We start from the raw sequence: 11,774 nt of genomic DNA on the forward strand, positions 1-11,774 counted from the left end.
GCTATTGATTACTTCGAGCGTTCTTTAAATCGATTATATCCATAATCCCCCCCTGGTCACGAGCAGACAACATTCTGAACTTTATAATTAAGGTATTCTCCAACTCATTAAGTTCCCTCGCCATCTCCTCGAGGCCGTCCTCGCTTGCTACATCTCCGAATAAAAGCCATGTTGCGTTAACGTTAAACTCCTTGATAATTGCCAAAATAGTCTCCAGCGAAGGATTGTATTTGTTCTGCTCTAGCTCACTCAGAGTTCCCTGAGACACACCTATCTGGTTTGAAAATTCAATTTGATTCATCTGATTTTTCTTTCTAATTTCTCGAATTCGCTCCCCTAACACTGGCTACATTCCCTTCTTAATAAAAAAGTCCCGATGATCTAACAAAGCATCATCGGGACTGTTCTAGGAGTTCCACACTTTTTTTACTGGTTCCACAGTTTCTTTACTGGTTCCAGACTTTTTTAACTGGTTCCACACTTTTTTATCATTAGACACGAACACCTTATTCCCTTTTCCCCTACTCAACCGTCACACTCTTCGCCAAGTTCCGTGGTTTATCCACATCAAGGCCACGAGCGACAGAAGCATAGTAAGCAAGCAATTGCAATGGAATGACGGTCAGAATCGGTGTGAGCATTGGCAGAGTGGCTGGCATGTAAATGACCTCGTCCACACTCTTCGCCAGATCGTGGTTGCCTTCTGTCGCAAAGCCCAGTACATGAGCGCCGCGAGCTTTTACTTCCACGATGTTGCTTACCGTTTTTTCGTAGATGTCTGGTTGCGTAGCCAAAGCTACAACTGGAACATTATCTTCAATCAGCGCAAGAGTACCGTGCTTCAGCTCACCAGCTGGATACGCCTCGGAGTGAATGTAGGAGATTTCTTTCAGCTTCAGAGAGCCTTCCAGCGATACCGCATAGTCGAGGCCACGGCCGATGAAGAACAGGCTGCTTACCTCTTTCGTGCCCTCTGCAAAACGACGAATCTGATCATCGTCCTTCAGCATGGAAGCGATTTTGCCAGGGATCTCGCTCAGGTGCTCAACGACTTCAGCAACCTCAGTAGCCGCCATGGTGCCTTTTACTTGAGCCAAATACAGGCTGAACAAGTACAGGGCAACGACTTGGGAGGTGTACGCTTTTGTGGATGCTACCGCTACTTCCGGACCAGCCCATGTGAAGATCACTTCGTCAGCTTCACGAGCTACAGAGCTGCCTACCACGTTGGTGATAGCCAACACCTTCACGTTGCTCTTTTTCGCCTCACGCAGCGCAGCCAGCGTGTCTGCTGTCTCACCGGATTGGCTGATGACGATCATCAGTGTCTTGTCTGTGTAGATCGGATCACGGTAACGGAACTCGGAAGCGACTGCTACCTCTACAGGTACGCGCGTCCATTTTTCGATAACATCCTTACCGACGAGACCTGCGTGCATAGAAGTACCGCATGCTACGATGTAGATGCGATCGTATGTCGCCAGTTCCGCATCGCTCATTTTCAGCTCAGGCAAAATCACTCGCTTGTTGTCCTCGTCAATGCGGGCACCCATAGTATCGCGAACAGCTTTAGGCTGCTCATGCATTTCCTTGAGCATGAAGGAATCATATCCGCCTTTTTCCGCTTGCACCAGATCCCACTCGACATGGAACAGTTCCCGCTCGATTTTCTCTCCGGTCTCTGCGTTCATCAGTTCCACACCATCACGAGTCAACACAGCCATTTCGCCTTCGTTCAAAATGTACACGTCACGTGTATGCTCCAAGATAGCCGGGATATCCGAACCGATAAAGCTCTCGCCTTGACCAACACCAACTACCAATGGGCTAGCCAAACGAATCGCTACCAGCTTATCTGGCTCGTGCTCTGTCATGATTCCCAATGCATAGGCACCACGCATGCGTTGCACAGCACGACGCGCTGTAGAAACAATATCCCCGTCATACATATCCGCGAGCAAGTGAGCGATAACCTCGGTATCTGTCTCAGAAGTGAACGTGTAGCCTTTTGCCAGCAGCTCTTCTTTCAGTGGCAGGAAGTTTTCGATAATCCCGTTGTGAACGACTGCAAAGGTCGCTTTCTCGTCTGTATGTGGGTGGGAGTTCTCGTCAGACGGTTTTCCGTGTGTCGCCCAACGTGTATGCCCGATTCCCATAGAACCAGTCAATGGCTTCGACTCTAAACGGCTCTCCAGAACAGCCAAACGGCCTTGCGCTTTTGAGAAATCCAAACCGTTTTCGTTCACGACAGCAACCCCTGCTGAATCATAGCCGCGATACTCCAGCTTGCGAAGTCCTCCGATAACGATGTCTTGCGCTTGTTTATTTCCAATATATCCAACGATTCCGCACATAAGTGTATGGTCCCCTTCCAAATTGGCGAGGGACTTCCACCCGAACAATGGTACGGGGGTGAGTCCCCCGCCATTCCATGTTTTTTTATATGATCATACTGTTTCATCTATTTCGGCAATGGCAAAAAACGTATCACACGCAAGGTTTTGTCCATCAGATCACCCTGATGTTTTGTCCCTGCGCTCTGCGGCAGTGATACTGCTGCCGGGAGGTATCCGCCGAATCCTTCGATAAACCTCCACCTCGTCCACTGGGCTCCATGTCGGGCAGCCTCAGTGCTGGCGCTTTCCAATGGTATGCATTAGATTAACGATGCTTGTTCTTTTTTTGCACAATCCCTCCCATTTTTTCTTTCTTGGTGCTAGCGCACATGAACACTGTACCATAGATTCAGAAGAGCGACAATATCTCGTCTTCGTATTTTAGTTGTATGCAAAAGGGAGCGGCATCGAAACCGCTCCCTGCAACTTTTTACACTAATTTTACACCAATTCTCGTTTAACCACGTCAACGATTCGATTCACGAGCCCTTCCAACTGTGCCGCATCTGGACCTTCTGCCATGACACGTACGATTGGCTCTGTTCCGGACGGACGAACCAGAACACGACCATTGCCAGCCAAATCTTCTTCTACTTCACGGATTGCCTGCGCAATGGCTTCATTACCATTCAGCTTTGACTTGTCCTCTACACGGACATTGATCAGAAGCTGTGGATACTTGACCATCACTTGTTTGAGCTCGGACAACGGCTTGCCGGACTCCTTGATGATGTTCAAGAGCTGGAGACCCGTTAACAGTCCGTCTCCTGTCGTATTGTAGTCCAGGTAGACGATATGACCGGACTGTTCGCCACCGAGATTATAGCCGCCGCGCAGCATCTCTTCTACTACATAGCGATCCCCTACAGCAGTCTTCGTCGTATTGATGGAACACTCTTCCATCCCTTTGAAGAAGCCCATGTTGGCCATTACTGTCGTGACAACTGTATTGTTGTTGAGCTTTCCTTTAGCCTTGAGTGCTCGTGCACAGATCGCCATAATATAGTCGCCGTCTATGATTTCACCATTATTATCTACTGCTATGCAGCGATCTGCGTCCCCATCAAAGGAAAGACCCAAGTCAGCTTTATGCTTCAAAACTTCTTCTACTAGGCGTTCTGGATGCGTTGAACCGCACTGGTCATTGATGTTGATTCCATTCGGATTCGCACCAATCGTGATCACTTCAGCGTCCACATCCGCAAACAGACGTGCTGCCAATGATGAGACAGCGCCATTTGCACAGTCCAGGACTACCTTCAGACCATCAAATCGCTCAGATACAGTACTTTTCAAGTGAGAGAGGTACTTTTGTCCACCCTCCAGGAATTCCAGAACCGTCCCGATTTGTTCGCCTGTTGGTCGCGGCATCGTATCCTCTGCCGCGTCCAAATACTGTTCTACTTCAGCTTCCACTTCGTCAGACAGTTTAAAACCGTTGCTACCGAAGAACTTGATTCCGTTATCCGGAAACGGATTGTGAGAGGCGGAGATCATAACTCCCGCATCTGCACCAAGTGCACGTGTGAGATACGCTACCCCCGAGGTGGAGATAACACCCAATCTGACCACTTCTGCTCCAACCGATAACAGTCCAGCCAAAAGCGCGTTTTCCAGCATTTGTCCGGAAATGCGCGTATCGCGCCCAATCACCACTTTTGGTTTCCCTTCCTGCTTGTGTCTGGTGAGAACGTAACCACCAACGCGTCCGATTTTAAATGCCAGTTCGGGTGTCAGTTGTGTATTTGCTACACCACGTACACCGTCTGTTCCGAAATACTTCCCCATGATTGTCCCTCATTTCCTTCCTTGTGCACACAACAGCTTATGTCTACCTTTGCTTGTTCGTGATTTGAATTGTGACCTTTTTCGGTGCGCTCGCAGAAGTCTTGATATACTCCGACTGATTGAAGATGTAATTCAATGGTACTTCGTATACACCCGCCGGCATATTGCTGACATCTGCTACGACCTGCAAGTCTTCATGCCCCAACTGATTCAGCACTTCTGGTGCGCCGATTACGTCGAAGCCGATCGTAGACATCTCTTGGCCGTCGGTGGATAGTACCTTTGCTTCCATACTTTCTGATAGCCCGCTAATGCGAATCGGAATCTTATCCAAACGCTTGGTCGTTGATGGAACGACTTTCAGCGAAACGGTCACATACTCCGGCTCGACCTTCACGATATTATCCATTAACGGTATCTTTAACTCTATGTCGCGATCTGATGTAATGTTGCCGAGATCGATTTCCGGGCCTGGGTATGTGTTGGATTTGATGCCATCAATGACTTCCTTCGGCCCATAGACCGTGACCTCTTCCACATTCATACCCATACTAGCCAAACTATAGCCATTCGGTAATTCATTCGTCAAGTTTAATTTGATTGGCACTTTGGCAAACGGACTCGTTACGGGAATGTTCACTTCTACCGTAAGTGGCACCACATCGGCCCCCTGAATGACGTTGCCAGACTTGTCCACGACTTTGAGCGGAACCGTTGTCTTGATTGCCGAAGTAGCCCCTTCCAAGTCAACCGAAGCCTTAACTGCTGCTACCTTATTCACTTGGCTTTCAGGTACCCTTACAAGCGCCCTAAACGGCTTCACAATAGGCTCTCCAGCCGTATAACCAAGGGCGACCTGTCCCAATTTCTCCACGGAAACTTCACGCTCAACAGTCTTCTTCTCTTCCAAGGTAATTTCCACGATATTCGGGATGATCCCTACCTTGACTTCATCCGGGAATCCCTTGTACTGGACAGGTACACGATGTGTTCCTTTGCCCAGGCTTGTCGCATCGACATACACTTCCCACGAGTCCTCCGGGAAGAAATTGTGTCGATAAAAAGGATTATTGCTTTCCAAGGCGACCTTTACCGTTCGTTGTTGCTTGACCACCTGATAACGATCGGTATCGTATCTCACATGCAAATTGACACTATCAATAAAAGTTGGCTGACTAGCCTCAGGAGTCGTCGTCTGTTCTGCTTCCAGATTGACAATCATCCACGTCATGATAGCCAAAAGCAACGCAACAGCCCGTGCAAACCAGTGACTGTTTAACCATTTATCCATGTTTTCGCCTCCATTGCCAACGACTTCCCATGGATTTGCCTTTGGACAGAGGCTGAAGCTGTTCTGTCAGCATCTCTGCCAGTTGCGCCTCCGTCAGATTGCGATTCATTGTTCCATGCGCGGCAAAGGACACCTGACCAGTCTCTTCGGATACGATGATCGCAATGCCATCGGAAACCTCACTTAACCCTATTGCCGCTCGATGGCGCGTTCCCAACTCCTTGGAGATGGAATTGTTCTCAGACAGTGGCAGATAACAGGCCGCAGCCATAATCATGTCTTTTCGCATAATGACCGCACCATCATGCAACGGTGTATTCGGGATAAAAATGTTAATCAACAGCTCTGAGCTGACTCGCCCGTTAATACCAATACCCGTTTCCACGTAGTCATTCAGACCCGTCTCTCTCTCAATGACGATCAATGCACCAATGCGACGCTTGGCCATGTACGTAACCGATTTGCCCACCTCTTGAACCAAGCGGCTAACCACCTCATCATCCTGCGTACTGCTTGAACGGGAAAAAAGCTTTCCTCGACCAAGCTGCTCCAGTGCTCGACGCAACTCCGGCTGGAAGATGATGACGACCGCCAAAACTCCGAAGGTAAACGCCTGATTCATCAGCGCGTGCAGTGCCGTTAGCTGAAAATATTTGCTGAGGAACCATGTGATGACGATAACCATAATCCCCTTCAGCAATTGTACAGCGCGCGTCCCGCGAATAAGCATAATGATTTTATAGAACACGTATGTAACGAGTAAAATATCCGTTGCATACCGTAGCAAATCCCCATAATTCATGGATATCGATATCATAACGAAGCCCCCATATCTCGCTCCATCTAATGAAGTCAGTCTATCTCCTGCGGAAAAAGCACGGCTCCACTGCCGTGCTCTGATAGCTGTACTCTCTATTTTCTCTTATGGCAAGATCGGAAGCAAGTCATTTCCAATATTTTTCACCTCATACCAAATCCAATCCACGATTGCTTCGATCGATTCGGTATTTCCCACGACTTGGGCGGTAGATGCCACGAACACTTTTCCTTCAATGGCCACAACATTTCCTGTTACATGGCCTTGAACATCTACGTTTCCGTTGCGGACAACCAAGTCTCCATCAATATTGGTTCCAGCTGGTACAACTACGACATTGCGTTCACGATCTATTTTTAATTTATCCAAATTAGCAGAGGATACCTGTAGAGTGTCATCCCGATCAAACCAACTGTTGAATACACTGCCGGTCATCAAAAAGAAAAATACCGCTGCAGCTGTCAAAAACGGATGATTACGAAGCCATCCTGATAACAGATTCGCTTTCGTCGGCGCAGGCAATTGCGCAAGTACACGAGCTGTAAAATCAGAAGAGACATGAATATGTGAAGCGCTCTGCACAAAAGCGATGGCTCTCTGCAACTCATGCATATGCTGGCGACAACTTACACAAGAATTTATGTGTGTTTGCAATTGCAGATTGGCTAATTCATCTGTGTCCCCATCTAGATATTCGTGGATGAGGCAAATCATATCCCGGCATTCCATCGTGATTTTCTCCTTTCTCACATCAATCGCAACTTGCTGCGTAATGCTTCCCTTCCTCGATGAATACGCGTCTTGATTGTCGTTATGGGAAGCTTTACGATATCGCTGATCTCCTGCAACGACAAATCTTCAATATAACGCAAGATCATAATCGAGCGATATTTGGGCTGTAAGTGAGACAAAGCATCTTGTACCGTCTCCTGCAGCTCCTGCGTTACGACTTTGTCCTCCGGTGTTCGCTCGTTAGAAGACAGGCGTGAATACCAGTCGAGGCCTTGCCCTGGTTCGGTTTCTTCATCCAATGAAAAGTCAGGTCGTTTTTTCCGACCACGGTCGATACATAGATTGGTCGCGATCCTGTAGATCCACGTGGAGAACTTATAGTTGTCATCGTATGAATGCAAATTGGCATAGACACGCAAAAATGTTTCTTGCGCGATGTCCTCCGCATCCTGACGGTTTCCCACCATACGATATGCGAGCTGAAATATTTTGTCTTTATAAATCTCGATTAACTCCGCAAAAGCTTCACGGTCTCCGCGTTTTGCCCGCTGAGTCAACCGTTTCTCTACAAAATCCATGCGATCCTCCCCACAATACCGTAATCCTATATACGGATCATACTGCATATGGTTTCATTTTTAATCTAGTGTTTCTGCGGATAATTTGTTGGGAATGAAAGGAATAAGCGTAATACTTTCCTCTATATATAAGTAATGATAGCTCATTTATCTCACGGGTGGAAAGGAGAGTGCAACGATTGTCAAAAAAAGACGTTCTCCTCGAGATTGAAATGCTTCGAAAAGAACTCAACGATCAGTACAAAAAACAAGCCTGCATTACTCCAGAATTAGTTACACTAAGTGTACAACTGGACCAGCTATTAAATAAACTTCGTCTCCATCCTTAGAATGTACAGCTTTCCCCTATCAATGTAAAGACGCGGTAAAACAAAAAAAGAGGGCTAAAAGCCTCCAGACTGAAGAGAAACCCCCTTTTGGGGATTTCTTTTTGGTATTGTTCCAGCACGAAGTGCTGAAAAAAGGATAGCCTTCACCTAACTTGCTTTCGCTAGGTGTAGTGCTATCCTTTTAATGTTTTGTACTGTTGCTGTCATCAATACCTGCTCTTGGACATTTTCACGTCCGCGTAACCTACAATAGCGAAGCCCATGCAGTTCTTTAGCATCTGCAAAGCTTCGCTCTATGGTTTGGTATCTTAATCTATATAAATATTTCCCCGATTTACTTAAACGGTTCTGTCGAACCCATTCCTTACTCTCTTCCCAAACGTGCCTACTTATCACCTTTTGGTGATTTTTAGATCGGGTACACTCAGAAAGCCTTGGACAAGTTTTACATATTTCTTTATTGGACTTATACATCCTGTATCCGTTTCGATCGGTAGTCGAATAAGTAAGCGTATGTTTTTGAGGACATGTGTACACATCGCACTCCAGATCATATTTAAAGCGCCATTTAGCAAAAAGACCTTTAACAGGTGTAAAGGCACGATGACCGATGACAGCAAATACATTTATATCGTGAAGTGCCTTGCAGATTGGAGTAGTTAAATAACCAGCATCTAATGCAATAGCTTCAATTGTATCCTTAAACCCAAACTTCTCGATTTGGAGATTCAGCCTATCTATGTAAGGAACGGAATCATGGACATTGCCAGCAGTGACATGGACATCGGTAATAATATTGTACTTATGATCGACAGTCCGGTGATCGAGATAGAAAAAGCCTTCGGGCTTGCTGTCTCGAACCATGTAGCCACTTTCCGGATCAGTGGTACTCACCTTGATTTCCTTTTCTTCCTTCACACCCTCTCTAGGCTTCAATCCTTTTTTCCATGTACCTCACGGTCTTCATTAATTGCTACCTCTAAATCTTTGAGATAGGCACGACTCGATTTCTCGATGACATGCTTCTTAAATTTTCGTTTATTCGCATTTGCTTTAAGATGCGTGGAATCACTTATCAATACACGTCCAGCGACCATTCGATGCTGAATCGCCAAGCGCACAATTTCATCAAAAATCTCCTGAAAAACATTTGTATTTTTAAAACGGGTTCGACGATTCCAACTGATTGTTGTGTGATCTGGAACTCGATCTGTTAAAGAAAGGCCAAGAAACCAACGATAGGCGATGTTAGTCTGGATTTCTTTTTCGAGCTGCCTCTCTGAGCGGATACCGTAAAGGTATCCAATGAAAATCATTTTAAATAAAACAATAGGATCAATCGAAGGTCTACCGTTATCCTCGCAATAATATTGACGTACTTTTTCTCGGATGAAGGAGAAATCTATATGTTTCTGGATGACCCTTAATAAATGGTCCTCTGGGACCAATTCATCAAGGCACACAAATTCGTAATGCATTTGCGGATTTTTATCATTCGAGGTAAGCACAATTATCACCTACTATAAAATGTAATTATAAGAATTATAACAAATTAACGCGGTGTCGCCTTAAAATTAAGTAAAATAAAAATGGCTGTCGACTTTCTCGACAGCCTGAGGGCTAAAAGCCTCTCTTTTTTCATGATCTTCTTCATTTATTTTATAGTAATTTATCACCAAAAACGGAACTCATTAAAGCGACTGCAACGCGAGCTGTCATGTTTTCTCGGTCAAGAATCGGATTGACCTCCACGAATTCTGCAGAACAAAGAATATCTGCATCTGCCAGCATTTCCAATGAGACATGCCCTTCTCGATAGGAGATACCACCTATTACTGGCGTCCCTACTCCTGGAGCATCGTGTGGATCAAGTCCATCCAAGTCAAGGCTCAAATGCACGCCATCTGTGTTTTTGGACACATGCGCGATTGCTTCATCCATGACTCGAGCCATACCCAACTTATCAATTTCATGCATGGTGAAAACCTTCATCCCAATACGCTTGATCAATTCACGCTCACCTTGATCCAAATCACGCGCACCGATGATGACCACGTTTTCTGCCTGTACCTTTGGTGTATATCCCCCAATGCTCGTCAGACGCTCATGCCCATACCCCAAGCTCGCTGCCAAAGGCATACCGTGAATATTTCCCGATGGAGAAGTGGCACCCGTATTCAGATCACCATGAGCATCAAACCAAATCACACCTAGGTTTTTTACGTGCTTAGCCACACCTGCAATGGTTCCAAGAGCAATGCTGTGATCGCCACCCAATACGAGCGGGAATCGACCAGCAGTCATGATATCGCTTACAACATTGGCAAGCTTTTCATTGGCTTCCACGACTTCATCCAGGTATTTATGGTTTTCCGTCTCGGTGAAATGATGAGGACGCGTTACAAAAATATCTCCTCGATCTTCAATATTGAAACCCATCTTCTCTAGGCGTTCTACAACACCTGCATAACGGATAGCGCTAGGTCCCATATCAACTCCGCGGCGGTCTGCACCTAGATCCATCGGTACACCAACAATGCTCATGTTTTTGTTCATAAGAGTGCCACCCTTTCCTTCGTTCATTCTCTACTCCTATATTGTAGCCTCGGAAAGCAAAATGACTCAACTCGACATGATTTTGCATAAATAACCTGTCTGACAAGCTTTGTAAAAGCACAAAAAAACGAGCAACCATTTCGGTTTCTCGTTTCTAGTAAGCATATGGAGCGGGTGATGGGAATCGAACCCACGCGACCAGCTTGGAAGGCTGGAGTTCTACCATTGAACTACACCCGCATAAAAAATGGTCGGGAAGACAGGATTCGAACCTGCGACCCCTTGGTCCCAAGCCAAGTACTCTACCAAGCTGAGCTACTTCCCGATAAGTGGCGTGCCCTGAGAGATTCGAACTCCCGACCTTTTGATTCGTAGTCAAACGCTCTATCCAGCTGAGCTAAGGGCACCTATTATGATTTTAAAAAACTGGTGAGCCATGAAGGACTCGAACCTTCGACCCTCTGATTAAAAGTCAGATGCTCTACCAACTGAGCTAATGGCTCGCAAAATGGCTGGGGTACTAGGATTTGAACCTAGGAATGACGGAGTCAAAGTCCGTTGCCTTACCGCTTGGCTATACCCCAACAACCCGCAAAATAAAAAATGGTGGGGAGAGACGGATTCGAACCGCCGAACCCGGAGGGAGCAGATTTACAGTCTGCCGTGTTTAGCCACTTCACTATCTCCCCATTTTTTATGGTGGAGGCTGACGGGATCGAACCGCCGACCCTCTGCTTGTAAGGCAGATGCTCTCCCAGCTGAGCTAAGCCTCCAAATTCCTGACAAAGTGACGAGTATGCTTCTTAGCATACTCTGATAGCTTTGCAGGACCTTAACCATTGTTAAGGTGTTTTTAGGTGACCCGTAGGGGATTCGAACCCCTGTATGACAGCGTGAAAGGCTGCTGTGTTAAACCGCTTCACCAACGGGCCAAGATCATAAGATTACTCTGGTGCTCCCGACAGGAATCGAACCTGCGACCTCTTCCTTACCATGGAAACGCTCTACCGACTGAGCTACAGGAGCATAATATGGCTCCTCGGGACGGACTCGAACCGCCGACCGATCGGTTAACAGCCGATTGCTCTACCAACTGAGCTACCGAGGAACATTGAAGGTTTGTTCCTTCAAAACTGAATACGCATGATTGCTAAGAATTTGTGGATAAGTCCTCGACCGATTAGTATTCGTCAGCTCCACGCGTTACCGCGCTTCCACACCGAACCTATCAACCTCATCGTCTATGAGGGGTCTTACCAGCTTGCGCTGTGGGAAGTCTCATCTTGG

General features: G+C 46.6%; 10 protein-coding genes, 10 tRNA genes and 1 rRNA gene (1 of these 21 cut by a window edge). 1 reads left to right on the forward strand and 20 read right to left on the reverse strand.

From position 1 onward, the window contains the following. Position 1: 1 nt before the first annotated feature. From E8L90_RS21825 to sigW, 7 genes are all read right to left on the reverse strand, one after another. Positions 2 to 343, reverse strand: a complete 342-nt coding sequence (locus E8L90_RS21825) for a helix-turn-helix domain-containing protein (RefSeq protein ID WP_279633669.1) — start codon at positions 341 to 343, stop codon at positions 2 to 4. Between the two features lie 178 nt (positions 344 to 521). After that, positions 522 to 2,354 (reverse strand): glutamine--fructose-6-phosphate transaminase (isomerizing), encoded by a 1,833-nt coding sequence (gene glmS / locus E8L90_RS21830; protein WP_137031369.1) that lies wholly within the window; start codon positions 2,352 to 2,354, stop codon positions 522 to 524. 483 nt (positions 2,355 to 2,837) lie between these two features. Continuing rightward, complete coding sequence (gene glmM / locus E8L90_RS21835; protein WP_137031370.1) at positions 2,838 to 4,184, reverse strand: phosphoglucosamine mutase; 1,347 nt, start codon at positions 4,182 to 4,184, stop codon at positions 2,838 to 2,840. A gap of 43 nt (positions 4,185 to 4,227) precedes the next feature. After that, complete coding sequence (locus E8L90_RS21840; protein ID WP_137031371.1) at positions 4,228 to 5,475, reverse strand: CdaR family protein; 1,248 nt, start codon at positions 5,473 to 5,475, stop codon at positions 4,228 to 4,230. Next, on the reverse strand, positions 5,468 to 6,292 hold the full coding sequence (gene cdaA / locus E8L90_RS21845; RefSeq protein ID WP_137031372.1) for a diadenylate cyclase CdaA: 825 nt from the start codon (positions 6,290 to 6,292) through the stop codon (positions 5,468 to 5,470). The genes E8L90_RS21840 and cdaA overlap by 8 nt, the downstream gene beginning before the upstream one ends. A 105-nt stretch (positions 6,293 to 6,397) precedes the next feature. Then, positions 6,398 to 7,021, reverse strand: a complete 624-nt coding sequence (locus E8L90_RS21850) for a zf-HC2 domain-containing protein (RefSeq protein ID WP_137031373.1) — start codon at positions 7,019 to 7,021, stop codon at positions 6,398 to 6,400. A gap of 17 nt (positions 7,022 to 7,038) precedes the next feature. Beyond that, positions 7,039 to 7,602, reverse strand: coding sequence for an RNA polymerase sigma factor SigW (gene sigW / locus E8L90_RS21855; protein WP_007725279.1), 564 nt, complete (start codon positions 7,600 to 7,602; stop codon positions 7,039 to 7,041). A 170-nt stretch (positions 7,603 to 7,772) separates the two neighbouring features. On the opposite strand from sigW, the gene E8L90_RS21860 reads away from it, so the two are divergent. Next, a complete protein-coding gene (locus E8L90_RS21860; RefSeq protein ID WP_007725277.1) occupies positions 7,773 to 7,931 on the forward strand; it encodes an aspartyl-phosphate phosphatase Spo0E family protein in 159 nt (52 codons plus the stop codon). A 147-nt stretch (positions 7,932 to 8,078) separates the two neighbouring features. On the opposite strand, the gene E8L90_RS21865 is transcribed toward E8L90_RS21860, so the two are convergent. The 13 genes from E8L90_RS21865 to E8L90_RS21925 form a co-directional block, all read right to left on the reverse strand. After that, positions 8,079 to 9,409 (reverse strand): IS1182 family transposase gene (locus tag E8L90_RS21865; RefSeq protein ID WP_162309130.1). Its coding sequence is split into 2 segments (ribosomal slippage): positions 8,079 to 8,869 and positions 8,869 to 9,409, totalling 1,332 coding nucleotides; the frame shifts between segments, so codons are not numbered across the junction. Between the two features lie 181 nt (positions 9,410 to 9,590). Then, complete coding sequence (gene rocF, locus E8L90_RS21870) at positions 9,591 to 10,487, reverse strand: arginase (protein WP_137031374.1); 897 nt, start codon at positions 10,485 to 10,487, stop codon at positions 9,591 to 9,593. A gap of 166 nt (positions 10,488 to 10,653) precedes the next feature. After that, positions 10,654 to 10,727 (reverse strand) — tRNA-Gly (locus E8L90_RS21875). Between the two features lie 8 nt (positions 10,728 to 10,735). Beyond that, a tRNA-Pro gene (locus E8L90_RS21880) sits at positions 10,736 to 10,812 on the reverse strand. A 5-nt stretch (positions 10,813 to 10,817) separates the two neighbouring features. After that, positions 10,818 to 10,894: transfer RNA gene (locus E8L90_RS21885), tRNA-Arg, on the reverse strand. Positions 10,895 to 10,914: 20 nt separating this feature from the next. Continuing rightward, positions 10,915 to 10,990, reverse strand: a tRNA-Lys gene (locus E8L90_RS21890). A gap of 6 nt (positions 10,991 to 10,996) precedes the next feature. Beyond that, positions 10,997 to 11,071 (reverse strand) — tRNA-Gln (locus E8L90_RS21895). Positions 11,072 to 11,091: 20 nt separating this feature from the next. Continuing rightward, positions 11,092 to 11,176: transfer RNA gene (locus E8L90_RS21900), tRNA-Tyr, on the reverse strand. 8 nt (positions 11,177 to 11,184) lie between these two features. Continuing rightward, positions 11,185 to 11,260: transfer RNA gene (locus E8L90_RS21905), tRNA-Val, on the reverse strand. A gap of 85 nt (positions 11,261 to 11,345) precedes the next feature. Next, a tRNA-Glu gene (locus tag E8L90_RS21910) sits at positions 11,346 to 11,419 on the reverse strand. Between the two features lie 18 nt (positions 11,420 to 11,437). After that, a tRNA-Thr gene (locus tag E8L90_RS21915) sits at positions 11,438 to 11,513 on the reverse strand. A gap of 6 nt (positions 11,514 to 11,519) precedes the next feature. Beyond that, positions 11,520 to 11,595: transfer RNA gene (locus tag E8L90_RS21920), tRNA-Asn, on the reverse strand. 52 nt (positions 11,596 to 11,647) lie between these two features. Further along, positions 11,648 to 11,774 (reverse strand): 23S ribosomal RNA (locus E8L90_RS21925); it runs 2,815 nt beyond the window's last position.

Origin of the sequence: Brevibacillus antibioticus (assembly GCF_005217615.1) — a bacterium.
Lineage (GTDB): Bacteria > Bacillota > Bacilli > Brevibacillales > Brevibacillaceae > Brevibacillus > Brevibacillus antibioticus.

Bases quoted from the DNA above. Each gene is read 5' to 3' on its own strand.
- glmS (WP_137031369.1), bottom strand. From the start codon at position 2,354: ATGTGCGGAATCGTTGGATATATTGGAAATAAACAAGCGCAAGACATC.
- glmM (WP_137031370.1), bottom strand. From the start codon at position 4,184: ATGGGGAAGTATTTCGGAACAGACGGTGTACGTGGTGTAGCAAATACA.
- E8L90_RS21840 (WP_137031371.1), bottom strand. From the start codon at position 5,475: ATGGATAAATGGTTAAACAGTCACTGGTTTGCACGGGCTGTTGCGTTG.
- cdaA (WP_137031372.1), bottom strand. From the start codon at position 6,292: ATGATATCGATATCCATGAATTATGGGGATTTGCTACGGTATGCAACG.
- E8L90_RS21850 (WP_137031373.1), bottom strand. From the start codon at position 7,021: ATGGAATGCCGGGATATGATTTGCCTCATCCACGAATATCTAGATGGG.
- sigW (WP_007725279.1), bottom strand. From the start codon at position 7,602: ATGGATTTTGTAGAGAAACGGTTGACTCAGCGGGCAAAACGCGGAGAC.
- rocF (WP_137031374.1), bottom strand. From the start codon at position 10,487: ATGAACAAAAACATGAGCATTGTTGGTGTACCGATGGATCTAGGTGCA.